This is a genomic window from Caniella muris, from assembly GCF_943193035.1.
Taxonomy (GTDB): domain Bacteria; phylum Actinomycetota; class Coriobacteriia; order Coriobacteriales; family Atopobiaceae; genus Granulimonas; species Granulimonas faecalis.
On the sequence record NZ_CALPCK010000002.1, the window covers coordinates 36,009 to 60,777 of the forward strand.

Consider the following 24,769-nt stretch of genomic DNA (forward strand, 5'->3'; position numbering starts at 1 on the left):
AGATGAAGTACTTCGGCACCGACGGCTTCCGAGGAAGGGCCAACGAGGGCCTCAACGTCGACCAGGCCTTCAAGATCGGCCGGTACGTGGGCTGGCACTACGGCCTCGAGCAGGGCCGCAAGGCCCGCGTGGTCATCGGCAAGGACACCCGCCGCTCCAGCTACATGTTCGAGGCGGCGCTCATCTCCGGCCTCGTGGCCTCCGGCGCCGACGTCTACATGCTCCACGTCATCCCCACCCCGGGCGTGTGCTACGAGGTGGTGGACGGCAGCTTCGACTGCGGCATCATGATCACCGCGTCCCACAACCCCTTCACCGACAACGGCATCAAGCTCGTCAACCGCGAGGGCTTCAAGATGGACGAGGCCGTGCTCGAGCGCGTGGAGGCCTACATCGACGGCGAGTTCGAGATCCCGCTGGCCACCGGCAACGAGATCGGCTGCACCGTGGACTACATGCAGGGCCGCAACCGCTACATCGCGCACCTCATCGCCAGCGCTAACTTCTCGCTCCAGGGCGTCAAGGTGGGCCTGGACTGCGCCAACGGCGCCGCCTCCTCCGTGGCCAAACCCGTGTTCGACGCCCTCGGCGCCGACGTCCGCGTGATCAACAACGCCCCCGACGGCTTCAACATCAACGTCGACTGCGGCTCCACCCACATCGAGCGCCTCCAGCGCCTCGTGGTGGAGCAAGGCCTCGACGTGGGCTTCGCCTACGACGGCGACGCCGACCGCTGCCTGGCCGTGGACGACCGCGGCCGCGTGGTGGACGGCGACCTCATCCTCTACGTGTGCGGCAAGTACCTCAACAAGCACGGCCGCCTGGCCGGCGGCACCGTGGTGCCCACGGTCATGAGCAACTTCGGGTTCCTCAAGGCCCTCGAGATCGCCCAGCTCAACTACGAGACCACCGCGGTGGGCGACAAGAACGTCTTCGCCTGCATGCGCGAGAACGGCTACTCCCTCGGCGGCGAGCAGTCCGGCCACATCATCTTCGGCGACATCGAGAAGACCGGCGACGGCATCATGACGAGCCTCCGGGTCATGGAGGTCATCCGCGCCGAGCGCGAGACCCTGGCCGAGCTCGTGCGCCCCGTGCGTCTGTTCCCCCAGAAGCTCGTGAACGTCACCGTGGGGGACAAGGACGTCGCCATGGGCGACGACTCCGTGACGGCCGCCGTGGCCGCCGCCGAGGAGCGCCTGGCCGGCAACGGCCGCATCCTCGTGCGCGCCAGCGGTACCGAGCCCCTCATGCGCGTCATGGTGGAGGCTGAGACCGAGGACCTCGCCGCCGAGCTCGCCGAGTCCGTGGCCGACGTCATCCGCGCCCTCGCCTAGACGGGGCCGTCCCCCGCAAACCAGACCAAAGGAGACCTGTCATGTGCGGCATCGTTGGCTACACCGGCGCGCGTCAGGCGCTGCCCTTCCTCATCGACGGCCTGACCACCCTCGAGTACCGCGGCTACGACTCCGCGGGCGTGGCGCTCGTGACGCCCCAGGACGACATCCTCCAGATCAAGTGCAAGGGCCGCGTGGCCGCCCTCGCCGAGCTCTGCGAGCGGTTCGACACCGCCTCCACCTGCGGCATCGCCCACACCCGCTGGGCCACCCACGGCGAGCCGAGCGACGCCAACGCGCACCCGCACCAGGACTGCGACGGCACCCTCTCCGTGGTGCACAACGGCATCGTGGAGAACTACCAGGCCCTCCAGGAGGAGCTCTCCCGGGCGGGCCACACGTTCCGCTCCCAGACCGACTCCGAGGTGATCGCCCACCTGGTGGAGGACGCCCTGGCCGGCCCCGCGGAGGGCGACCTGCTCACGGCCGTCTCCCTGGCCTGCTCGCGCCTCGAGGGCTCCTGGGCCATGGCCCTCGTGGACGCCGCGGACCCCGGCACCATCGTCTGCGCCCGCAAGGGCTCGCCCCTGGTGCTCGCCTCCACCGACGACGGCGCCTACGCCGCCTCCGACGTCACGGCCCTCGCCGGCATCACCAACCACGTGGTCAACCTGGACGACGGCCAGCTCGCGCGCCTCTCGCCCGACGGCACCGTGGAGGTCTTCGAGAGCGACCTCTCCGCCTGCGCCGAGCCCGACTCCTTCGACATCGACTGGGACGCCGGCGCCGCCGCCATGGGCGACTACCCCGACTTCATGGCCAAGGAGATCGCCGAGCAGCCCGAGGCCATCGAGCGCCTCCTCAAGGACCGCCTCACGCCCAAGGGCATCCGCCTCGACGAGCTCGAGATGACCGACGCCGAGATCGCCGCCATCGACCGCGTCTACATCGTGGCCTGCGGCACCTCCTACCACGTGGGCCTCATCGCCCGCTCCCTCATCGAGTCGTGGGCGCGCATCCCGGTCTCGGTGGAGCCCGCCAGCGAGTTCAACTACGAGGACGTGCTGGTCTCCGACCACACCCTCTGCATCATCATCACCCAGTCCGGCGAGACGGCCGACACCCTGGCCAGCGCCCGCAAGATGCATGCCGCCGGTGCCAAGGTGCTCGCCGTGACCAACGTCATCGGCTCCTCCGCCGCCCGCGAGGCCGACGGCGTCCTCTACGTGCAGGCCGGCCCCGAGGTGGCCGTGGCCTCCACCAAGGCCTACACGGCCCAGATGGTGGCCTCCGTGCTCGTGGCCCTGTTCCTCGCCCAGCGCAACGGCTCCCTCGGCTACCGCGAGGTCTCCCGCCGCTTCCGCGAGCTCGAGCGCGTGCCCGGCCTCATCCGCGAGGTGCTCGCCCGCGCGTGGCAGGACGAGGCCGCGGCCCGTGCCTTCGTCGACGCCGGTTCGTCGCTGTTCCTGGGCCGCGGGCTCAACTCCACCACGGCCGCCGAGGGCGCCCTCAAGCTCAAGGAGATCAGCTACCTCCACGCCGAGGCCTACCCGGCGGGCGAGATGAAGCACGGCCCCATCGCCCTCATCGACTCGGGCTTCCCCGTGGTGGTCATCTGCCCGGACGACCGCGTGCGCTACAAGACCATCTCCAACATCCAGGAGGTCAAGGCCCGCGGTGCCGTGGTGGTGTCGGTGGCCACGGACGGCGACCAGAAGATCGCCCAGCTCTCCGACTACCTGCTCATGATCCCGCCGGCGCCCGAGTACTACGTGCCCATCGTGGCCGTGGTGCACCTGCAGATGCTGGCCCGCTACGTGGCGCTGGCCCGCGGCTGCGACGTGGACAAGCCGCGCAACCTCGCCAAGTCGGTCACGGTAGAGTAGCCCGTGGCCTGCGCCGGCGTCGGGGTCGACATGGTCGAGATCGCCCGCATGGAGCGGGTGCTGGAGCGCACGCCCCGGTTCAGGGAGCGGGTGTTCACGGCCGAGGAGCGCGCCTACTGCGACGGCCGGGCCCGGCCCGCGGAGTCGTACGCCGCGCGCTTCGCGGCCCGCGAGGCCGTGCTCAAGGCCCTGGGCTGCGGCTTCGCGGGTATGGGCCTCGCCGACGTCTCGGTGGTGCCCGACCCGCGCACCGGCGCCCCCAAGGCGCGTCTCGCCGGCGCCGCCGCCCGGCTGGCCGCCGAGCGGGGTGTCGTGGAGGTGGCGCTCTCGCTCTCCCACACCCGCGACGTGGCCCAGGCCATCGCCGTGGCGGTGACCGAGGACGCCCGCCCTCCCAAGGAGGAGCGGCCCGACCCGGCGGCCGAGCTCACCCGCTCGTTCAAGGAGGCGCGCTCGGTCCTCGACGACCTGGAGCGCGTCCAGGAGACAGAATGGAAGGCCGCCCAGGCGGCCCAGCCCGCGCCCGCGGGCCCCGAGGAGGTCTGATCCCATGCAACCGGTTCTCAACGTCGAAGACGTCCGCAAGGTCGAGCAGGACCTCACGCTGGAGGGCGTGAGCCTCGCCGAGCTCATGCGCCGCGCCGGCCACGCCGTGGCCCAGGAGGTGCTCGACCTCGGCAACCTCGGGCCCGTGGTGGTGCTCTGCGGCACCGGCAACAACGGCGGCGACGGCTGGGTGGCGGCCGAGCTCATGGCCAAGGCCGGCGCCCAGGTGGAGGTCATGACCCCCGTGGAGCCCGAGGCCCTCAAGAGCCCGCTCGCCCTCATGGTCGCCCAGTCGGCCGTGAACGCCGGCGTGCCGTTCTTCGTGGCCCCCAGCCGCGACGAGCTCGACGCCCACCTGGCCCAGGCGGCCGTGGTGGTGGACGCCCTGCTCGGCACCGGGTTCCACGGCGAGCCTGCCGCGCCCTTCGACATCTGGATCGACGCGGTCAACGCCAGCGGCGCCCACGTGGTGGCCGTGGACGTGCCGAGCGGCCTCTCGGCCCAGACCGGCCACGCCCCGGGCGGCGCCGTCTTCGCCGACACCACGGTGACCATGATCTGCCTCAAGCCGGGCCTGCTCTCGGGCCGCGGCCGCGACGTCTGCGGCGCCATCGTGCTCGCGCCCCTCGCCGAGCAGGCCGAGCGCCTCGTGGTGGAGGCCGACCCGGTGGCCTGGCGCTGCGACACGGCCGACTACCTCGAGACCCTCCAGGAGCCCACGGCCGACGTCGACAAGTACTCCCGCGGTTCCGTCCTCGTGGTGGGCGGCTCCACGCGCTTCCCCGGCGCCGCCGTCATGGCCGCCATGGCGGCCGCCCGCTCCGGCGCCGGCTACGTCACCCTCGTGGTGCCCGACCGCATCGCCACGGTGTGCCGCACCCACCTCCTCGAGATCCCCGTGGTGGGGCTCCCCACCAACGAGGAGGGGATGTTCTCGGCCGACGCCCGCACGGAGATCGTCAAGATGGCCGAGCAGCGCAGCTGCGTGCTCTGCGGTCCCGGCATGGGGGTGTGCGCCGACACCGTCTCGGTGGTCTCGTCGCTCCTCGAGTGCAACGTCCCCCTCGTGCTCGACGCCGACGCCCTCAACGCGCTGTCGCGCATGACCACGAACCGCCTGGACAACTTCCCCGAGCTCATCCGCCGCGAGGCACCCCTCGTGCTCACCCCGCACCGCCGCGAGCTCGGCCGCCTCGTGGGCCAGCCCGGCGAGCCGCCCAGCTCCCTCACCGCCGCCCTCGAGGCCGCGCGCCGCATCGTCTGGGCCGACGGCGGCTCCGACATCTGCGTGGTGACCAAGGGCGAGGCTACGGGCTGCGTGGGCGTCGAGATCGCCCTGCTCCCCAAGCCCGGCCCCGCGTGCCTGGCCACCGCCGGCTCCGGCGACGTGCTCGGCGGCATCATGGCGGCGCTCCTCGCCCGCGGCGTCGTGGAGAACGACGTGCTGCCCCTCGTGTGCGCCTTCGCCTGCGAGGTCCATGGGTTCGCCGCCAACCTCGCCGCCGAGGCCCACGGCAGCCGCGGCGTGATGGCCTCCGACCTCATCGGCAACCTCGGCCTCGCCCTCGACGCCATGGAGGAGCAGGTCTCGCTGGCCGCCGCCGGCGTGTCGCCCGAGGAAGGTGAGTGAGGTGGCGGAGAGCCGCTGCCCCGACACCCGCTGGGCCTGGGTGGAGGTGAGCCGAGCCGCCATCCGCCACAACACCCGCGAGTACAAGAAGCGGCTCGCGCGGGGCGTCAAGCTCATGTGCGTGGTGAAGGCCGACGCCTACGGCCACGGCGCCGCCGTGTGCGCGCCCCTCATGGCCGCGTCCGGCGCCGACGCCTTCGCCGTGGCCACGGTGCGCGAGGGCATCGCCCTGCGCGAGGCCGAGGTCTCCAAGCCCATCCTCGTCCTCTCGCAGCCCCCCGCCACGGCCATCCCCGACCTCCTCGCCTACGACCTCATGCCCTCGGTCTACACCACGGAGTTCGCCCTGGCTTACGGCGAGTACGCCGCGGCCGGGGGCCGCCAGGGGGCCTACCACCTGGCGCTCGACACTGGCATGACGCGCATCGGCGTGCCCTGGGCCGAGGCCGTGGAGTTCCGGCGCGCCGTGGACTTCCACTCCGGCCTCGTGTGCGCCGGCACCTTCACGCACTTCGCCACGGCCGACGTGCCGGGCGACTGGGACTGGGAGCTCCAGCGCAGCCACTTCGACGAGGCCGTGGCGGCCCTGCGCGACGCCGGGTTCGACCCGGGCCTCGTCCACTGCGACAACACCCCCTCGGTGGTGCTCCACAAGGACACCCACTACGACATGGTGCGCGTGGGCATCGGCCTCTACGGCCTGCACCCCTGCGAGCCCAGCCGCGACCACATCGACCTCGAGCCGGCCATGGCCGTGCGCGCCCGGGTCACCCGCTGCGGGTGGCCGCCGGTGGGCACGGGGGTCTCCTACGGCATGACCTGGCGCGTGACCACCTCCTCGGTGCAGGTGGCCACGATTCCCATCGGCTATGCCGACGGCTACGGGCGCATCCTCTCCAACCGCGCCGAGGTGCTCTGCCGCGGCCGCCGCCACCGCCAGGTGGGCAACGTCTGCATGGACCAGTGCATGTTCGCCGTTGAGGTCAACCAGGTGCGGCAGTACCGCCCCTGCGGCCCCGTGGAGGAGGGGGACCTCGTCACCCTCATGGGTGTGGACGGCGACGAGGAGATAACGGCCGAGGAGCTCGCCGAGCTGTCGGGCACCATCAACTACGAGGTCGTCTGCGACTTCGGCCTCAGGCTCGAGAAGGTCTACGTCTAAGGGGGCGGCCATGGCCATGCTCAAGATCCCGGGTTACGAGAACCAGCGCCCCGGCGAGGTGCCGCTGTCGGCCGTGCGCGACCTCCTCGGCGACTGCCGCCGGTGCCCGCTCTGCGAGACGCGCACGAACATCGTGTTCGGCGACGGCGACCCCTGCGCCCGCGTGGTCATCGTGGGCGAGGCCCCGGGCAAGAACGAGGACCTCTCCGGCGTGCCCTTCGTGGGGGCCGCCGGCAAGAAGCTCGACGCCCTGCTCGAGATCGCCGGGCTCAGGCGCGACGACGTCTTCATCTGCAACGTCCTCAAGTGCCGCCCGCCCTCCAACCGCGACCCGCGGCCCGAGGAGATCGCGGAGTGCAGCCCGTTCCTGCGGGAGCAGATCCGCAGCGTCTGGCCCGACGTCATCGTGTGCCTGGGCAACTTCGCCACGAGGTTCATCCTGCGTACCGAGCAGGGCATCACGTCGCTCCGCGGCCGCTTCTACGAGACGGGGCACTTCCACGTGCTGCCGGTGTTCCACCCCGCCGCGGCCATCTACGACCGCACCAAGCAGGCGAGCCTCGAGGCAGACTTCGCGCTGCTCGGCCAGTGGCTGGCCGAGCACCCGGCCGCGGGCGCCGCGACTGCCGGGGGCGCCGAGCCGGCCACGGGTGCCGAGCCGGCGGGGGAGGAGTGACGATGGGTGCCACCTGCGACGATGCCGCCATGGACGGCCTCACCCGCACCGGGGAGGGCCGCTACGCCTCCACCTCGGCCGAGGCCACCCAGGCCCTGGGGGAGCTTCTGGGGGCCCTTCTCGGCGAGGGCGACCTCGTGATCCTCACGGGCGACCTCGGGGCCGGCAAGACCCAGCTCACCAAGGGGGTGGCCCGGGCCTTGGGCTGCACCGACGACGTCACGAGCCCCACGTTCAACATCATGGCCGTCCACCGGGGCGAGACCCTGGACCTCTACCACTTCGACCTCTACCGCCTGGACGACGCCGACCAGCTGGGCGACGCCGGCGTGCTCGACGTCGCCGGCGTGGAGGGGGCGAGCCTGGTGGAGTGGGGCGAGGCCTTTGCCGACGACCTCGGCGACGAGCGCCTGGACGTGGTCATATCGCGCGCGCCCGTGGAGGGCGGTGCCGAGCCTGCCCGGACCGTGGAGGTGCGGGGCGCGGGCGTGCGGGGCGCGGAGCTCGCGGCGGCCCTGGACGCGGCGGTGGCGGGGTCTGTCGGCTGAGGTCCGTCTCTTCACGGGCGTCCCGGGGAACTAGAATGGCGTGGTGCAACCCGAGCCTTTGGAGGACCTGCCCATGACCACACAAGACCGCGTCGTCCTTGCCTTCGACACCTCCACCGACGAGCTTGCCTGTGCCGTGGCGCGGGTGGGCGAGGGGGACGGCCGCCGGCGCGTGGAGGTCCTGGCCTCGGGCGACCGTCCATGCCGTCGCCAAGCCAACGTGGAGCTCGTGCCCACGTGCCTGGGCCTCCTCGACGAGGCGGGCCTTTCCATGGGCGACGTGGACCGCGTGGTGGTGGGCCGCGGCCCCGGGTCCTTCACGGGGGTGCGCATCGGCATCGCCACGGCCAAGGGCTTGGGCTGCGGGCTCGACCGCCCGGTGGCGGGCGCCTCCACCCTGGACGCCGTGGCCTGGCGCGCCTGGGCCGCCGGCGTGCGCGGCCTCGTGGGCGTGGTGGGCGACGCCATGCGCCGCGAGGTCTACCCGGGCCTCTACGGCGTGGACGACGAGGGTCCCAAGCGGCTCTTCTCGGTGGAGACGGTGATGAAGGCACCGGCCGCCGCGGCGGCGTGGGCCGACCGTGCGGACGGCGCCGACATCCAGCTCACCGGCGACGGCCTCAGGAAGTACCGCGGGCTCTTTGCCGAGGCGGGCCTCGCCGCCGTGCTGCCCGAGGACCTCTGGCACCCCACGGGGGAGTCGCTGCTCCTCTCGGCCGCGGCCGACCCCGCCCTCTGGGAGGGCGACGGCCACCCAGCCCTCGTCCTGCCGGTGTACACGCGCCTCTCGGACGCCGAGGAGAACGAGCTCAAGCGCCTGGGCATGGCCGAGCCGGCCACCGTGGCCACCACCGGCGTCGACGACGCCCTGGCCGGCCGCCACCTCCAGCTGCGCCCCATGGGTGTGAACGACGTGCCCCAGGTGGCGCTGCTCGAGGACGCCGTCTTCGCCGGCACCGAGCACACGCCGTGGAGCGAGGCCATGTTCTCCCAGGAGCTGGGGGCCGAGGGCCGCACCTGGTGGGTGGCCCACGACCAGGGCGAGGTGGTGGGCTTCGCCGGCGCCCAGATGGCCGGCGACGACCTCGAGGTGCTCGACGTCTGCGTGAGCCCGGCCCGGCGCCGGGAGGGCGTCGGCCGCAGGCTCCTGGCCCGGGTGACCTACGACGGCCAGATGCTCGGCGCCCGCACGGCGTCCCTCGAGGTCTTCGAGGACAATGCCGCCGCCCGGGCGCTCTACGGCTCCGTGGGCTTCTCCGAGGCCGGCCGGCGCCCCGACTACTACGGCAGCGGCCACGACGCCCTCATCCTCACGGCGTCCCTGCCCCTGTCCATCGCCGCCAGCGACGACCTGCCCGACCCCACGGCCGCCGTGGAGCCCTGGCCCATGGCCGACGCGGGCCGCACGGCCGAGGCCGCCGCTGCCGTCGAGGCGGCAAAACCGCTGGTGCTGTCCATCGAGAGCTCCTGCGACGAGACCGCCATGGCCGTCATCGACGGCACGGGCGAGATCGTGGCCAACGTGGTTGCCACCCAGATCGACTTCCACGCGCGCTTCGGCGGCGTGGTGCCCGAGATCGCCAGCCGCAAGCACACCGAGGCCGTGGTGGGCGTCTTCGAGGAGGCCATGGCCCAGGCGGGCGCGCACTTCGGCTGCAAGACGCTTCTGGCCTCCGACCTCGACTGCGTGGGCGTCACCCAGGGCCCCGGCCTCGTGGGCGCCCTCGTGGTGGGCATCGCCTTCGCCAAGGGGCTCGCCGCGGCCGCCGGGGTCCCCCTCGTGGGGGTGAACCACCTGGAGGGCCACCTCTACGCCAACCTCTTCGAGACCCCCGACCTCGAGCCGCCCTTCGTGGCGAGCCTCGTCTCGGGCGGCCACACCATGCTCGTGCACGTGCGCGACTGGGGCGACTACGAGGTGCTGGGCGAGACCATCGACGACGCCGTGGGCGAGGCCTTCGACAAGGTGGCCAAGGCCCTGGGTCTGGGCTACCCCGGCGGCCCCGTGATCAGCCGCCTCGCCGAGCAGGGCGACCCCAAGGCGGTGGCGTTCCCGCGGGCCATGCTCCACAGCCACGACTACCGGTTCTCGCTCTCGGGCCTCAAGACCGCGGTGATCACCCACATCGAGGCCGAGAACGCCGCCGGGCGCCCCATCGACCTGCCGGACCTCGCGGCGAGCTTCCAGGCCGCCGTCATCGACGTGCAGGTGGCCAAGGCCCTCACGGCCGTGGAGGAGTGCGACGTGGACGACTTCTGCGTGGGCGGTGGCGTCGCGGCCAACCCGGCCCTGCGCGCGGCCTACCGTGAGCGCCTGGGCGAGCGGGGCGTGCGGGTGACCGTGCCGCCCATGAACGCCTGCACCGACAACGCCGCCATGATCGCGCTGGTGGCCCTGCGCGACTACCGCGCCGGCCGGCTGGCCCCGCTGTCGATGGACGGGGACCCCAACATGTCGCTGTAGGGGCGCCTGCGGCCCCCGGCCTCACCGTCCGGCATGGGTGGATGTCATAAACTGAGAAACATGCGAAGTGACAGATGGGCCAAGCACCGCTGTCACGCTGCTGTCACGCCTTGGAGAAGGACCACAGCGCCCGCGCCTGGGAGAGGGTGCGCTCCAGGTTCCAGGGCTGCTCGGTCCTCGGCTCCGAGTTGGGGTCCATGACCCGCAGGCGCCCGGCGTCGTCCACGGCGGTGAGCACGATGAAGTGCCCGCTGCTCGTGAAGTCGCCCGGGCCCATGGAGGCGATGACGGGCCTGCCCGCGGCCAGCTCCGCCCGCACGGCGCCGGCGTCTGTCGCCACCGGCCGCGACGCGAGGCCCACCGAGGCGGCGCCCTCGTCCATGAGGGTCCAGGCGGTGAGGCCGTCGGTCACATGTCCGCCCCGCTCCGACAGGCGCGCGGCGTCCACCGGCGTGAGGTCGCCGCGGCCCGTGACGGCAACGTACACGGCCGAGAGGCACGTGGGCCCGCAGCCGGCCTCCCCGACGGTCTGCCCGGCGTAGGGCTCCCCGGCCCAGGCGGGGTCGGTCTGGTACAGCCGTGGCACGCTGCCCTGCCGCCACTGCCCCGCTGGGTCGCTCGCCCAGGAGCCGTCCGCCGCCCGCGCCGCCGTGCCCGCCAGGCCAAAGGCCACGGCCACGAGGCAGAGGGCGACCACGGCCGCAAGGACAATGAGCACCATGGCGCCCACGCGCCGGTGGGGCGGCTCCTGCCAGGCCGCCGGTGCGGGAAACGCCGCGCTCTCGTCCAGGTGGGGGTTGGCGGCAACGGTGGTGGGTCGCGTGTCCATGGGGTCCTCCTCACGGCGCGTCTCGGTGTCCCCATCGTCCGCCCTGCCTCCCGGAAAGTCCGTGACGGGCGCCTTACGCTTGCTGACAAGCCCGTAAGGGTGACTTACGAATTCCTTACGGTGGCCTGACAGGGTCGTTCGGCGCCCGCAGTCCCCCTAGACTGGAGGCAACGGAGCGGGGAGAGGGGAGAGCCATGGGAGAGGGACGAGAGGGGCGCACGCCGCGGGTCCTCGTGGTGGACGACGACCCGGCCATCGTGGGCCTGGTGGGCGCCCTGGTGGAGGGCGAGGGCCTGGGGTTCGTGGGAGTGGGCAGCGGCGAGGAGGCCCTGGCCGCCGTGACCGACGGCCCCGTCGACCTCGTGGTCCTCGACGTTATGATGCCGGGCATGGACGGCTTCGAGACGTGCCGCCTCCTCCGCTCCCGCGAGCCCGACCTGCCGGTGATCTTCCTCTCCGCCAAGGACGACGAGACCAGCCAGGTGGTGGGCCTCACCATCGGCGGCGACGACTACGTGGCCAAGCCGTTCCGCCCCCGCGAGCTCGTGGCCCGCATCCGGGCGCGCCTGCGCCGCAGCGAGGGCTCCTCCCACGGCCTGCGCGTGGGCCCGCTGGCCCTCGACCCCGTGGCGCACCGGGCGTCGCTGCTCGACGTGCCCCTCAACCTCACGCCCACGGAGTTCCGCCTCCTCCAGGAGCTCATGGCCGCCGGCGGCGACCCCGTGCCCGTGGGCGACCTGTTCCGCCGCGTGTGGGACGCCGAGCCGGATGCCTCGTCGCGCAACACCGTGATGGTGCACATCCGGCGCCTGCGCGCCAAGCTCGAGCGTGTGGACGCCTCCCGCGGCTACGTGCAGACCGTGTGGGGCGTGGGCTACCGCGTGTCGGGCGACGGCCGGTGAGGCGGCGGGTCTCCCGCAGCGAGCAGGCCCGCGTCCTGGCCCGCCGCGTCGAGGGCCGCACCGTGCTCGCGGTGGCCCTGTGGACGCTGTTCTGCCTCCTCGTGGCATGGGGCTCGCGCGACCTCGTGAGCGCGCTCGGCGAGGCCATCGCGGCCAACGACTCCGCATGGGCCACCTACACGGTGGAGGACTACAACGCCCTCGCGGAGACGGGCCGCTTCTCCGACCCCCGCAAGACCTACCAGGTGGTGGGCGCCTACGACGAGGCCTCGGGCGAGGAGGTCTTCCGCGTGCGCGACATCACGCTCTACACGCGCCTCCACGACCTCAAGGCCCCCGCGGCCGTCGTCGTCTACCTGGGCGGGCTGGTGGTCGTGTTCCTCTGGGCGCAGCGCCGCTACCTCGACGCCTTCGACGACCTCGCCGCCGCGGTGACCGACCTCGTGCGCGACCCCGCGGCGCCGGTGCGCCTGCCCGAGGAGCTCTCCGTGGCCGGGCGCGAGCTGGAGTCGGTGCGTCGGGAGCGCCTGGAGGCCGACGCCGCCGCCAGGGCCGCCGACGAGGCCGCGCTCGCCGCGGAGCGCCGCAAGGACGAGCTCGTGACCTACCTGGCCCACGACCTCCGGACCCCGCTCACCTCCGTGACCGGCTACCTCGAGCTCCTCGACGAGTCGCCCGATCTGCCCGAGGACGCCCGCCGCCGCTACGTCTCGGTGGCCCACGGGCGCGCGGTGCGCCTCGGCGACCTGGTGGAGGAGCTCTTCGAGATCTCGCGGTTCAACCTGCAGACCATCCCCTTGGAGAGGAGCCGAGTCGACCTTGTGCTCCTCGGCGAGCAGGTGGCCGAGGAGGCCATGCCCGACGCCGCGGCCCACGGCCTGACGGTGCGGGTGGCGGCCGACGGCCCGTGCGTGGCCGCCGTGGACCCGGGCCGGGCCGCCCGCATGCTCTCCAACCTGGTGAGGAACGCCGTGGCCCACGGCGACGACGGCACGGAGGTCGTGGTGGGGGTGGGCCGCGCCCCCGACGGCGGCGTGCGGATGACGGTGCGCGACAACGGGCCCGACATCCCGGAGGAGCTGCTGCCCCACGTCTTCGAGCGGTTCGTGCGAGGCGACGACGCCCGTGGCGACGGCGCCGGGGCCGGGCTGGGCCTCTCCATCGTGGAGGAGATCGCCCGGGCCCACGGGGGCCGCGTGTGGGCGGAGAGCGCCGGCGGCACGACGACGTTCACGGTGGAGCTGCCCCGCTGACCCCGCCCGTCCCACCGCCTGTCCCATCACCCGGACACTTTTGTCCCAATGGTCGGACACTTTTGTCCCACCGGCCGGCGCTGCCGCTCGGGTCGCTTTGCCGCGCGCGCTGCCGCTCGGTTACCTTTGTCCCGTCGGCCACCGGAGGAGGACCCATGGACGTGCTCGCCCTCGTGTGCGCCCCGCCGTTGGACCCGGCGGCGCAGGCGCCGCTCTACCGCCAGCTCAAGGACCGCATCCTGCAGGTCATCGCCGCGCGCGCCGTGGGTCCCGACCAGCCGCTGCCCTCCGAGCAGGAGCTCTGCCGGGCCTTCGGCCTCTCCCGGGGCACGGTGCGCCGCTGCTTCGACGAGCTCGCCCGCGAGGGCCGCGTGGTGCGCCGCCGGGGCCTCGGCACCTTCGCCCGATGGCCCGAGGAGGCCGAGGACATCTCAACGGCCCTCAACTTCTCCGGGCAGGTGCGCTCCGCCGGCGGCGAGCCCTTCTCCCGCCTGCTGGACCTCTCCGCCGTGCCCGCTCACGAGCGTCAGGCCCGCCAGCTCCAGGTGGCCGAGGGCACGCCCCTCTGGCGGGTGGTGCGCGTGCGCATGGCCGACGGCGAGCCGCGGCAGTATGTGACGGCCTGGGTGCCGCAGGACCTCGTGCCCGGTCTCTCCCGGGGGCAGGTGGAGGGCACGGGCTCCCTCTACGCCGCCATCGCCGCCGGCAGCGGCAAGCTCCCCGCCCGGGCGCTGGAGGCCTACGAGGCCTGCACGCTGGCGGCGGGGGAGGCCCGGGCCCTGGGGCTGGAGCCCGGCGCCCCGGCCCTGCGCTGCGTGCGTCAGACCCTCGACGGCGACGGCCTGCCGTTCGAGACGAGCGTCATCCTCATGCCGGCCGCCCTCTCGCGGTTCGTGCTCGACGTCTCCGCCGAGGGCACCGCCTATCGCCGCGCCTAGGGCCGCGGTGTGCGCGGATACCGGCCATCGCCCCGCCGCAAACGTACAGAACGTTCAGCAGCAAGGGGTTGTTTTTCCCACGCTCCCCGAAAACGCCTGCGAGCGGTCGTATCTTCGAACAGTCCTTCAGACCCCTTGCAGAGAGGAGCGCCATGACCCCCGCCAAGCCCGCCTCCGAGATGACCCGCGCCGAGCTCGCCGCCTACATCGACCAGTCGGTCCTCAAACCCGAGTTCACGGTGGAGGACATCAGGAGGTACGCCCAGGAGGGCATCGACTTCGGTTGCGCGACCATCTGTATCAACCCGTCGAGCCTGCCCATCGTGGCCCCCATGGTGGAGGGCACCGGCACCGGTCTCTGCGTGGTGTGCGACTTCCCCTTTGGCACCAGCTCCACGGCCTCCAAGGTGGCCCAGGCCGAGGCCATCATGGGCGGCTACGACATCCAGGACCTCGACATCGTGGCCAACTACGGCCGCCTGCGCTCCGGCGACCTCGACTACGTGACCGAGGACATCCGCGCCGTCGTGGAGGCCTGCCACGCCAAGGGCGTCCTGGTGAAGGTCATCATCGAGACGGACGCCCTCACCCCCGGGCAGATCCAGGCCGGCACCCGCTGCGCCGTGGCCGCCGGCGCGGACTTCATCAAGTCGTCCACCGGCTTCTACACCGGCGGCGAGCAGCGCGGCGCCACCAACGAGGTCGTGGACCTCATGATGGAGGCCGGCGAGGGCAGGATCCGCGTCAAGGGCTCCGGCTGCATCCGCGACCGGGAGCACTTCCTCGAGCTCATCGACAAGGGCATCGACCGCATGGGCATCGGGTACCGCTCCACGCCCGAGGTGCTGGGGGAGTAGGGCGGCAGTCCCCTGTCGCTATCGGCACCCCCTCGACGGCCCCCATGGGTACTTGAATGCGATTGAGGGCGACTTCCAGCGCGGAACCGTGCCGGAAGTCGCCCTCATCCACGTTCAGGGAGGCGTAATCCGCCCCCGAGCGCGTTCAGGTGCGGGGAGGGGCGCCCTCAACCGCGTTCAGGTGCCGATAGGGCGGTGCCGAGAGGGGCGGTGCCGGGCGGGGCGCACCTGCAGAGTCGCTCCGCCCGCCTCCCCGCCCCGCCCGCCGCCGTCTTCCCGTCGCGCCGCCGCCCGACGGGTATGCTTGAACCGTCCGTTCACCTCGCAGAAGGAGGACCATCCTTGGACACGCGAGACCTCAGGCTCGCAGCCAACGCCATGCGGCACGACGTGATCCGCATGCTGGCACAGAGCAAGTCGGGCCACCCCGGCGGGTCGCTGTCGGCGGCCGACATCGTGGCCGCCCTGTTCTTCTCGGGCGTCATGGACTATGACGCCGAGAACCCCGACGACCACGCCGGCGACCGCTTCTTCCTCTCCAAGGGCCACGCCGCCCCCATCCTCTATGCCGCCTACCACCGGCTCGGCTGGCTCTCCGACGACGACCTCATGACCCTGCGCCAGCTCGGCTCCAAGCTCCAGGGCCACCCCGACTCCCACGCCTGCCCCGGCGTGGAGGTCTGCTCCGGCTCCCTCGGCCAGGGCCTCTCGGTCTCCGCCGGCTGCGCCCTCGGCCTCAAGATCGACGCCGCGGCCGCCGGCGTCGCCCCGCGCCAGGTCTTCTGCCTGCTCGGCGACGGCGAGCTGCAGGAGGGCTCCAACTGGGAGGCGCTCATGTTCGCCGCCCACCGCGGCCTCGACAACCTCTGCGCCGTCGTCGACCTCAACAACCTGCAGATCGACGGCCACGTGACCGACGTCTGCTCCCTCGGCGACATCGACGCCAAGCTCGCGGCCTTCGGCTGGGACGTCACCCGCGTGGACGGCCACGACATGGCCGCCGTCGTGGACGCCCTTACCGCCGCCAAGGCCGCCACCGGCGCGCCTCAGGCCGTGGTTTGCGAGACCGTCAAGGGCAAGGGTGTCTCCTTCATGGAGGACCAGGCCTCCTGGCACGGCAACGCGCCGAGCCCCGAGCAGGCCGCCACCGCCCTCGCCGAGCTCGACGCCGAGCGCGACGCCATCGAGAAGGAGGCTTAAGGCATGGCTGAGACCAAACCCCGCGCCACCCGCGAGGCCTACGGCGCCACGCTCGTGTCGCTCGTCGAGGAGGGCCTGAACGTCTGCGCCGTGGACGCGGACCTCGCCGGCTCCACCAAGCTGGGGGTCCTCGGCGCCGCCTACCCCGACCGCTTCGTGGACGTGGGCATCGCCGAGCAGGACATGGTGGGCGTGGCCTCGGGCCTGTCGCTCACCGGCCGCACCGTGTTCTGCGGCTCGTTCGCCGTGTTCGCCACCGGCCGCGCCTACGACCAGATCCGCAACACCGTGTGCGACTCCGGCCTCGACGTGAAGGTGTGCCCCACCCACGCCGGCATCACCGTGGGCGAGGACGGCGCCACCCACCAGTCGCTCGAGGACATCGGCATGATGCGCGCCCTGCCCCAGATGCGCGTGCTCGTGCCAGCCGACTACGACAGCGCCGCCGCGTGCCTGCGTCTGGCCGCCGCCACCCCCGGCCCCCTCTACGTGCGGATGGGCCGCCACCCCGTCCCCGCCCTGTACGACGAGGGCTTCACCGCCGAGCTCGGCGGCTCCCGCGTGCTGCGCGAGGGCCGCGACGTGGCCATCGTGGCCTGCGGCGTCGAGGTCTCCCAGGCCCTCGCCGCGGCCGACATCCTCGCGTCCGACGGCATCGAGGCCCACGTGGTGGACGCCTACTCCGTGAGCCCGCTGGACGAGGAGACCGTCCTCGCCGCCGCCGATCGCTGCGGCCGCGTGGTCACGGTCGAGGAGCACAGCACCGCCACGGGCCTCGGCGCCGCGGTGGCCGAGCTCCTCGGCGAGAGGCACCCCTGCCCCGTGCACCGCCTGGGCATGACGACGTTCGGCACCTCCGCGCCGGCCGCCGACCTGCTCGCGCACTTTGGCCTGGACGCCGAGGGCATCGCCCGCCAGGTCCGGGAGTTCTGCCAGGGCTGACGCCGGCCGCGCCCCTCTCGGCACCCCTTGGCAGCACCCCCCCCTTGGCACCTGAATGCGGTTGAGGGCGCCCCGTGGCACGGATTCCGTGTCCGGGGCGCCCTTCTTCATGCCCATGCGGCAGGAATCCGCCCTCAATCGCGTTCAGGTGCGGGATGGGTCGCCCTCAATTGCGTTCAGGTTCGGACCCCGCCCTCGACTGGACCGCCCCGCCCCAGGTCGCCCTCAGATGTGTTCAGGTGCGGAGAAGCCCAGCCGCCCCGCCCCGGTCCCGTTTCTGTTTCCATCTGAAAACGGCCTGTTGTCCCCTCCACAGAACCATGACATACTCCCTCCACAAGCATCAGTCCGCGACCGAGGAGGCGGCCCCATGAACCACGCACCGTCCCCGCGGTCCCTTCTCGCCCTTGCGACCTAGCAAGACGCGAGCACCCAGCACCATCGAGAGCACGCGTCGCCCTTGGGCCCCACGCGTGCTTTCTCTTGACGCTGCGGGCCCCGGACCCCAAGGAGGGACCCCATGACCCGCAAGATCGCCATCTTCGACACCACCCTGCGCGACGGCGAGCAGTCGCCCGGCGCCTCCATGAACACCGAGGAGAAGCTCGTGGTGGCCCGCGAGCTCATCCGCATGAAGGTCGACGTCATCGAGGCCGGCTTCCCCATCTCGAGCCCGGGCGACTTCAAGAGCGTGGCCGAGATCGGCCGCCTGGCCGGCGACGAGTGCGTCGTCTGCGGCCTCACCCGCGCCGTGGACCGCGACATCGAGGTCGCCGCCGAGGCCCTCGCCACCGCCAAGCGCCCGCGCATCCACACCGGCCTGGGCGTCTCGCCCTCGCACCTGCGCGACAAGCTGCGCCTCACCGAGGACCAGGCCGTGGAGCGCGCCGTCCACGCCGTGCGCTACGCCAAGGGCTTCGTGGACGACGTCGAGTTCTATGCCGAGGACGCCGGCCGCGCCGACATTCCGTTCCTCATCCGCATCGTGCAGGCCGCCGTGGATGCCGGCGCCACCGTGGTGAACATCCCCGACACCACCGGCTACAACCTGCCGTGGGGCTTCGGCGCCCGCATCCGCTCCCTCATGGAGAACGTCCGCGGCATCGAGGACGTCACCGTCTCCGTGCACACCCACAACGACCTCGGCATGGCCACGGCGCTGGCCATGGAGGCCGTGCGCAACGGCGCCTCCCAGATCGAGTGCACCATAAACGGCCTCGGCGAGCGTGCCGGCAACACCGCCATGGAGGAGGTGGTCATGGCCATCCGCATGCACGGCGAGGAGCTCGACGCGCACACGGACGTGGACACCCGCGAGCTCACCCGGGCCAGCCGCCTGGTCTCCTCCATCACCGGCATCAACGTGCAGCCCAACAAGGCCATCGTGGGCGCCAACGCCTTCGCCCACAGCTCGGGCATCCACCAGGACGGCGTCCTCAAGGCCCGCGACACCTACGAGATCATCGACCCGGCCGACGTGGGCGCCGGCGGCTCCCAGATCATCCTCTCGGCCCGCAGCGGCCACGCCGCCCTGCGCCACCGCTACGAGGAGCTGGGCTACACCTTCACCGACGCCGAGTTCGAGCCCGTCTACGAGGCCTTCCTCGAGGTGGCCGACAAGAAGAAGGAGGTCTACGACGGCGACCTCGAGTCCATCGTGAACGAGCGCAACCGCGCCGACGAGGCCATCTGGACCCTGGACGCCGTGCAGATCTCCTGCGGCTTCCCGCTCACCCCCACGGCCACCCTCACCCTCATCGGAGAGGACGGCAACCGCATCACCGAGGTGGCCTACGGCACCGGCCCCGTGGACGCCGTCTACAAGGCCGTGGACAAGGTCGTGGGCGTGGGCTGCGACCTCTCGGAGTTCTCGGTCAAGGCCGTCACCCGCGGCATCGACGCCCTCGGCGAGGTCACCGTGCGCGTCACCGGGGGCGACGGCGAGGTCTACATCGGCCGCGGCTCCGACGGCGACATCATCGTCTCGAGCTGCCGCGCCTACCTCAACGCCCTCAACCGCCTCATCGCCGACAAGCGCGAGCGTGCCTAGGCACGGCGCGAGTTAGGAGACAACCATGCCCAGGCCCATGACCATGGCCGAGAAGATCCTCGCGGCCCACGCGGGGCTGCCCGAGGTGCACCCCGGGCAGCTCGTGGAGTGCGACCTCGACCTCGTGCTGGCCAACGACATCACGGCCCCCATCGCCATCGACGTGGTGGAGGACCTCGGCCACGGCGTGTGGGACGCCGACCGCGTGTGCCTCGTGCCCGACCACTACGCCCCCAACAAGGACATCAAGAGCGCCGAGCAGACCAAGAGGATGCGCGACTTCGCCCACGCCCAGGGCATCTCCCACTACTGGGAGCAGGGCCGCGCCGGCGTGGAGCACGCCCTGCTCCCCGAGCAGGGCGTCGTGGGCCCCGGCGATCTCGTGATCGGCGCCGACTCCCACACCTGCACCTACGGTGGCATCGGCGCCTTCTCCACCGGCGTGGGCTCCACCGACGCCGGCGTGGGCATGGCGAGCGGCCGCGCCTGGTTCCGCGTGCCCGAGACCCTGCGCGTGGAGCTCGTGGGCGAGCTGCCCGCCTACGTCACGGCCAAGGACGTCGTCCTGCACCTCATCGGGCTCATCGGCGTCGACGGCGCCCTCTACCAGGCCCTCGAGTTCGGCGGCCCCGGTGTGGCCGACCTCTCCGTGGAGGGGCGCCTCACCATCGCCAACATGGCCATCGAGGCCGGCGCCAAGGCGGGGCTCTTCGAGGTGGACGACGTCTGCCGCACGTGGCTCGAGGGCCGCTGCGAGCGCCCGTGGACCGAGTACCACCCCGATGCGGACGCCGCCTACGCCCGCACCGTCACCATCGACCTGGCCGAGGTGGAGCCCTGCGTGGCCTGGCCGCACCTGCCCAGCAACGTGCACACCGTGGCCGAGAGCCGCCACATCGCCGTGGACCAGGCCGTGATCGGCAGCTGCACCAACGGCCGCATCGAGGACATGCGTGAGGCCGCCGACGTCCTCGAGGGCCGCTGCGTGGCCCCGGGCGTCCGCTGCATCGTGCTGCCGGCCACCCAGGACGTCTGGCGCCAGTGCGTGGCCGAGGGCCTCATGGACGTCTTCGTGGACGCCGGCTGCGTCGTCTCCACGCCCACCTGCGGCCCGTGCCTGGGCGGCTACATGGGCATCCTCGCCGACGGCGAGCGTTGCATCTCCACCACCAACCGCAACTTCGTGGGCCGCATGGGCGCCAAGACCAGCGAGGTCTACCTGGCCGCCCCGGCCGTCGCCGCGGCGAGCGCCGTGGCCGGCCGCATCTGCCTGCCCAGCGACCTCGACCCCCGAGAGGAGTAGCCATGGAGTTCGAGGGCACCGCCTTCCGCTACGGCCGCGACATCGACACCGACGTCATCATCCCGGCCCGCTACCTCAACACGTCCGACCCCGCCGAGCTGGCCCGCCATGCCATGGAGGACCTCGACGAGACCTTCGTCGACCGCGTGCGCCCCGGCGACATCGTGGTGGCCGAGGAGAACTTCGGCTGCGGGTCGTCGCGCGAGCACGCCCCCGTGGCCCTCAAGGCCGCCGGCGTGGCCTGCGTCGTGGCCAAGAGCTTCGCGCGCATCTTCTACCGCAACGCCATCAACATGGGCCTGCCCATCCTCGAGTGCCCTGCGGCCGTGGACGCCGTGGAGGACGGCCACACCGTGGCCGTGGACACCGAGGCCGGCACCGTGCGCGACGTCACCACGGGCCAGGAGTTCACCGCCGAGCCGTTCCCGCCGTTCCTGGTGGAGATCATGGACGCCGGCGGCCTCGTGGAGCGCACCCGCCGGGTGCTCGACGCCAGGGAGGGGGAGTGACCGTGGCCGCCTACACCGTCTGCTGCCTGCCCGGTGACGGCATCGGGCCCGAGATCATGGCGGCGTCGCGCGTGGTGCTCGACGCCGTGGCCGAGAGGTTCGGCTTCACCGTGGACTGCGAGGACCATCTCATCGGCGGCGCCGCCATCGACGCCTGCGGCTGCGCCCTGCCCGACGCCACCCTGGAGGCCGCCCGCGCGGCCGACTCCGTGCTCCTCGCCAGCGTGGGCGGCCCCCGGTGGGACACCACCGACCCCGCCGCGCCCCGCCCGGAGCAGGGGCTCCTCGCCATCCGCAAGGCCCTGGGCCTCTACTGCAACCTGCGTCCGGTGCACGTGTTCGACGCCCTGGTGGATGCCTCGAGCCTCAAACCCGAGCTCGTGCGCGGCGTTGACATGCTCATCGTCCGCGAGCTCACCGGCGGCCTGTACTTCGGCGCCCGCGAGCGCATCGACGACGCCCCCGGCGCCGGCGTGGGCGGGGAGCCGGGCGTGTGGTGCTCCGACGCCCTGGAGTACGGCGAGGGCGAGATCGAGCGCGTGGTGCGCTACGCCTTCGAGGCCGCGGCCGGGCGCCCGCGGGCCACGGTCTGCTCGGTGGACAAGGCCAACGTGCTGGGCACGAGCAAGCTCTGGCGCGACGTGGCCCACCGCGTGGCCGCCGAGTACCCGCAGGTGGCCTTCTCCGACATGCTCGTGGACAACTGCGCCATGCAGCTGGTGGCCCGGCCGGCGCAGTTCGACGTCGTGGTGACCGAGAACACCTTCGGCGACATCCTGTCCGACGAGGCCTCCATGGTGGCCGGGTCGCTGGGGATGCTCGCCAGCGCGAGCCTGGGCGACGGCACGCCGCTCTTCGAGCCCAGCCACGGCTCGGCCCCCGACATCGCCGGCAAGGACGTGGCCAACCCCCTGGCCCAGATCCTCTCCGTGGCCCTCATGCTGCGCCACGGCTTGGGCCAGCCCGCGGCCGCCGACGCCGTGGAGGCCGCCGTGGAGCGTGCCCTTGACGACGGCTGGCGCACAGCCGACATCGCCGACGACGCCACCCCGGCCGACCGCGTGCTGGGCTGCGCGGCCATGGGCAAGAGGGTGGCGGCCTACCTGGCCTAGGGCCTGCTCAGCCTGGGGGCACCCTGCCCCTGTCGCGGCGGTACCCGCGTGAGGCGCCCGAAGCGTCCGACAGGCGGGACGGCCGTGGCCCTCGGTACCCGTAGAACGTTCTGCGGGTGGATAAACGCCCGTGGAAGCTTCTGCGGGTACCGCCCGGGCGCTCCACCACCCGCAGAACGTTCTGCGGGTGGTTTTTGCCGCTCCCGCCACCCGTAGAACGTTCCGCGGGTGCTCGCTCCCGTGCCCGGCTGTAGGGGCGAAGGCCCCGAGGCCCTACAGCTGGGCCTGGACCACCGTCGGCGCGAAGCCGGCGTCGGCCAGGGCGGCCACGATCTGGTCGCGGTGCTCGGCGCCGAAGGCCTCGATGGTCACCCGCAGCTCCACGGCGGCGTTGCGGTTGGTGCTCACGAACTGGTTGTGGTCCAGCTTGATGACGTTGCCGTTCTGGCCCGCGATGATGGAGGCCACCTTCACCAGCATGCCGGGGCGGTCGGGCAGCAGCACGGAGACCGTGAAGATGCGCCCGCGCTGGATGAGGCCGTGCTGCACCACGGAGCTCATGGTGATCACGTCCATGTTGCCGCCGGAGAGGATCGCCGCCACGCGCTTGCCCTCGGCGGGCAGGTGCTTGGCCGCGGCCACCGTGAGCAGGCCGGAGTTCTCCACGATCATCTTGTGGTTCTCGACCATGTCGAGGAAGGCGACGATGAGCTCCTCGTCCTCCACGGTGAGTATCTCGTCCACGTTGTCGCGCACGTAGGGGAAGACCTTGTCGCCGGGCTCGAGCACGGCGGTGCCGTCGGCGATGGTGTCGGCGCCGGGGAGCTTGACCACGTGGCCGGCCTCCACGCTGGCGCGCATGCAGGCGGCGCCGGCGGGCTCCACGCCGACGACGCGGATCTTGGGGTTGTACAGCTTGGCGAACGTGGCGACGCCGCAGGCGAGGCCGCCTCCTCCGATGGGCACGAGGATGGTGTCCACGAGCGGCAGCTCCTGCACGATCTCCATGGCGATGGTGCCCTGGCCCGTGGCCACCGTGGGGTCGTTGAAGGGGTGCACGAAGGTGAGGCCCTGCTCCTCAGCCAGCTCCAGCGCGCGCTCGCACGACTCGTCGTAGACGTCGCCGGCGAGCACCACCTCGGCCCCCAGGGCCTTGGTGCGCTCCACCTTGATGAGGGGCGTCGTCGTGGGCATGACCACCACCGACCGCGCCCCGGCCCTGCTCGCCGCGTAGGCCACGCCCTGGGCGTGGTTGCCGGCGCTGGCGGTGATGAGGCCGCGGCCCAGCTCCTCGGGGGAGAGGGTCGAGATCTTGTAGTAGGCGCCGCGCACCTTGTAGGCGCCGGTGCGCTGGAGGTTCTCGGGCTTGAGCCACACGCGGTTGCCTGTGGCGGCCGAGAGCTGCGGGCTCTCCTGCAGCTTGGTCTCCTGCGTGACGTCCTTGACCTTGATCGAGGCCTCCTCGAAGGCCTCGAGGGTGAGCATCTCTGCCATGGGGCTCCTTCGTGCGGTGCGGTGCGTGGCGCCGGGGCGGTCACCGGGCCCACGGGCGTGGGCCCGGTCCGGCCATTCTCGACTACTATAGGGAAACCCGCCGCGCTGTCGGCAGGGTGTTTTCAGTCTCGACGCACGGGGAGGGCCCATGGGGGAGCCTGACGAGAGGGGCGGGGCCGCGCGGGTCCCGGAGACGCCCGGGGAGAGGCCGCCGCTGTTCGAGCTCCGCGACGCCCAGGTGCGCCGCGCGGGAAAGACCATCCTCTCGGTAGGGTCCTTCTCGCTGGCCGAGGGGGAGTCCGTCGCGCTGCTCGGGCCCAACGGCGCGGGCAAGTCCACGTTCGTGCAGCTGCTCACCCGCGAGGTGCTGCCGCTGCACCGCGACGAGCCGCCCGTGCGATTCCGCGGCCAGGACCGCCCCGCGCTCTCCGACATCCGCGCCTGCCTGGGCGTGGTGAGCGGCACCATGCACGACCAGGTGCGCGTGCACCTGCCGGTGGCCGACGTCGTGGCGGGCGGGCTCTTCGGCACGCTGGGGCTGCCCCTGCGCCGCGAGGTGACCGAGGGGCACCGCAGGCTGGCGGCCGACGCCCTGGACCGCCTGGGCATCGCCGACCTGGCCGACCGCGACGTCATGACGCTCTCAACGGGCCAGGTGCGCCGAGTGCTCGTGGCCCGCGAGCTCGTGCGCGACCCGGGGGTGCTCGTGTTCGACGAGCCCTGCACGGGCCTGGACCCCGAGGGCATGTACCACGTGCGCGAGGCCATGGCCACGCTGGCCGCCGAGGGGCGCTCCGTGGTGCTCGTGACCCACTACCCCGAGGACATCGTCCCGGCCATCGGGCGTGTGCTGCTCATCGGCAGCGCCCGGGTGGTGGCCGACGGCCCCAAGGCCGAGCTGCTGCGCGACGACGCCATGACGGGGCTCTTCGGCGTGCCCCTGGCCGTGGAGGAGCGCGACGGCTGGTACTCGCTGCGCGGCGTGTACGGGTGAGCGGGGCGGGCAGGGCCGCCCTGCGGCGGGGCCCGCGTTCTGGCCGGCCGCCGCGGCGTGGCGCGGGCCCGGGCGCACCTGAATGCGGTTGAGGGCGACCCTCTCGGCACCTGAACGCGTCTAGGGGCGGATTCAGC

Annotated in this window: 21 protein-coding genes; 19 read left to right on the forward strand and 2 right to left on the reverse strand. The window is 72.5% G+C overall.

All coding sequences use genetic code 11. The features are described from left to right. Window positions 1-2: 2 nt before the first annotated feature. The 8 genes from glmM to tsaD all read left to right on the forward strand — a co-directional run bounded on the left by glmM (window position 3) and on the right by tsaD (window position 10,249). Window positions 3-1,337: a phosphoglucosamine mutase gene (gene glmM, locus NFR49_RS07250; protein WP_251158981.1), complete on the forward strand. Its 1,335-nt coding sequence runs from the start codon at window positions 3-5 to the stop codon at window positions 1,335-1,337. A 41-nt stretch (window positions 1,338-1,378) separates the two neighbouring features. Then, complete coding sequence (gene glmS, locus NFR49_RS07255; RefSeq protein WP_251158982.1) at window positions 1,379-3,223, forward strand: glutamine--fructose-6-phosphate transaminase (isomerizing); 1,845 nt, start codon at window positions 1,379-1,381, stop codon at window positions 3,221-3,223. Between the two features lie 3 nt (window positions 3,224-3,226). After that, a complete protein-coding gene (locus NFR49_RS07260) occupies window positions 3,227-3,769 on the forward strand; it encodes a holo-ACP synthase (RefSeq protein ID WP_135978916.1) in 543 nt (180 codons plus the stop codon). 4 nt (window positions 3,770-3,773) lie between these two features. Further along, the gene (locus tag NFR49_RS07265) at window positions 3,774-5,399 is read left to right on the forward strand and encodes an NAD(P)H-hydrate dehydratase (RefSeq protein WP_251158983.1); all 1,626 of its coding nucleotides are present in this window, start codon (window positions 3,774-3,776) and stop codon (window positions 5,397-5,399) included. A 1-nt stretch (window position 5,400) separates the two neighbouring features. After that, window positions 5,401-6,561 (forward strand): alanine racemase, encoded by a 1,161-nt coding sequence (gene alr, locus NFR49_RS07270; RefSeq protein WP_251158984.1) that lies wholly within the window; start codon window positions 5,401-5,403, stop codon window positions 6,559-6,561. A 10-nt stretch (window positions 6,562-6,571) separates the two neighbouring features. After that, entirely contained in the window at window positions 6,572-7,237 is a 666-nt protein-coding gene (locus tag NFR49_RS07275; protein WP_251158985.1) for a uracil-DNA glycosylase, read from the forward strand. 2 nt (window positions 7,238-7,239) lie between these two features. Continuing rightward, the gene (gene tsaE / locus NFR49_RS07280) at window positions 7,240-7,785 is read left to right on the forward strand and encodes a tRNA (adenosine(37)-N6)-threonylcarbamoyltransferase complex ATPase subunit type 1 TsaE (RefSeq protein WP_251158986.1); all 546 of its coding nucleotides are present in this window, start codon (window positions 7,240-7,242) and stop codon (window positions 7,783-7,785) included. A gap of 73 nt (window positions 7,786-7,858) precedes the next feature. Continuing rightward, window positions 7,859-10,249, forward strand: coding sequence for a tRNA (adenosine(37)-N6)-threonylcarbamoyltransferase complex transferase subunit TsaD (gene tsaD / locus NFR49_RS07285; protein ID WP_251158987.1), 2,391 nt, complete (start codon window positions 7,859-7,861; stop codon window positions 10,247-10,249). Window positions 10,250-10,352: 103 nt separating this feature from the next. Here tsaD and NFR49_RS07290 read toward each other — a convergent pair whose 3' ends face one another. After that, window positions 10,353-11,078, reverse strand: a complete 726-nt coding sequence (locus NFR49_RS07290) for a C39 family peptidase (RefSeq protein WP_251158988.1) — start codon at window positions 11,076-11,078, stop codon at window positions 10,353-10,355. Window positions 11,079-11,272: 194 nt separating this feature from the next. Between NFR49_RS07290 and NFR49_RS07295 the strand changes: the two genes are divergently transcribed. From NFR49_RS07295 to leuB, 10 genes are all read left to right on the forward strand, one after another. Further along, complete coding sequence (locus NFR49_RS07295) at window positions 11,273-11,980, forward strand: response regulator transcription factor (RefSeq protein ID WP_251158989.1); 708 nt, start codon at window positions 11,273-11,275, stop codon at window positions 11,978-11,980. Beyond that, window positions 11,977-13,233: a sensor histidine kinase gene (locus NFR49_RS07300; RefSeq protein WP_251158990.1), complete on the forward strand. Its 1,257-nt coding sequence runs from the start codon at window positions 11,977-11,979 to the stop codon at window positions 13,231-13,233. The genes NFR49_RS07295 and NFR49_RS07300 overlap by 4 nt, the downstream gene beginning before the upstream one ends. Before the next feature lie 155 nt (window positions 13,234-13,388). Next, window positions 13,389-14,171 (forward strand): GntR family transcriptional regulator, encoded by a 783-nt coding sequence (locus NFR49_RS07305; protein WP_135978923.1) that lies wholly within the window; start codon window positions 13,389-13,391, stop codon window positions 14,169-14,171. 152 nt (window positions 14,172-14,323) lie between these two features. Further along, window positions 14,324-15,028 carry a deoxyribose-phosphate aldolase gene (gene deoC / locus NFR49_RS07310; RefSeq protein ID WP_251158991.1) on the forward strand — a complete coding sequence of 235 codons (705 nt, stop codon included), beginning with the start codon at window positions 14,324-14,326 and terminating at the stop codon, window positions 15,026-15,028. A gap of 300 nt (window positions 15,029-15,328) precedes the next feature. Next, the gene (locus NFR49_RS07315) at window positions 15,329-16,228 is read left to right on the forward strand and encodes a transketolase (RefSeq protein WP_420840269.1); all 900 of its coding nucleotides are present in this window, start codon (window positions 15,329-15,331) and stop codon (window positions 16,226-16,228) included. Window positions 16,229-16,231: 3 nt separating this feature from the next. Beyond that, window positions 16,232-17,170: a transketolase family protein gene (locus tag NFR49_RS07320; RefSeq protein WP_251158992.1), complete on the forward strand. Its 939-nt coding sequence runs from the start codon at window positions 16,232-16,234 to the stop codon at window positions 17,168-17,170. Window positions 17,171-17,690: 520 nt separating this feature from the next. Further along, a complete protein-coding gene (locus NFR49_RS07325; protein WP_251158993.1) occupies window positions 17,691-19,220 on the forward strand; it encodes a 2-isopropylmalate synthase in 1,530 nt (509 codons plus the stop codon). Between the two features lie 25 nt (window positions 19,221-19,245). Continuing rightward, on the forward strand, window positions 19,246-20,523 hold the full coding sequence (gene leuC / locus NFR49_RS07330) for a 3-isopropylmalate dehydratase large subunit (protein ID WP_251158994.1): 1,278 nt from the start codon (window positions 19,246-19,248) through the stop codon (window positions 20,521-20,523). 2 nt (window positions 20,524-20,525) lie between these two features. Further along, window positions 20,526-21,032 (forward strand): 3-isopropylmalate dehydratase small subunit, encoded by a 507-nt coding sequence (locus NFR49_RS07335; RefSeq protein ID WP_135978937.1) that lies wholly within the window; start codon window positions 20,526-20,528, stop codon window positions 21,030-21,032. A gap of 2 nt (window positions 21,033-21,034) precedes the next feature. Continuing rightward, window positions 21,035-22,144, forward strand: a complete 1,110-nt coding sequence (gene leuB / locus NFR49_RS07340; protein WP_251158995.1) for a 3-isopropylmalate dehydrogenase — start codon at window positions 21,035-21,037, stop codon at window positions 22,142-22,144. 273 nt (window positions 22,145-22,417) lie between these two features. On the opposite strand, the gene ilvA is transcribed toward leuB, so the two are convergent. Next, on the reverse strand, window positions 22,418-23,638 hold the full coding sequence (gene ilvA, locus NFR49_RS07345; RefSeq protein ID WP_251158996.1) for a threonine ammonia-lyase: 1,221 nt from the start codon (window positions 23,636-23,638) through the stop codon (window positions 22,418-22,420). 148 nt (window positions 23,639-23,786) lie between these two features. Between ilvA and NFR49_RS07350 the strand changes: the two genes are divergently transcribed. Continuing rightward, window positions 23,787-24,632, forward strand: a complete 846-nt coding sequence (locus NFR49_RS07350) for an ABC transporter ATP-binding protein (protein WP_251158997.1) — start codon at window positions 23,787-23,789, stop codon at window positions 24,630-24,632. Window positions 24,633-24,769: the final 137 nt, after the last annotated feature.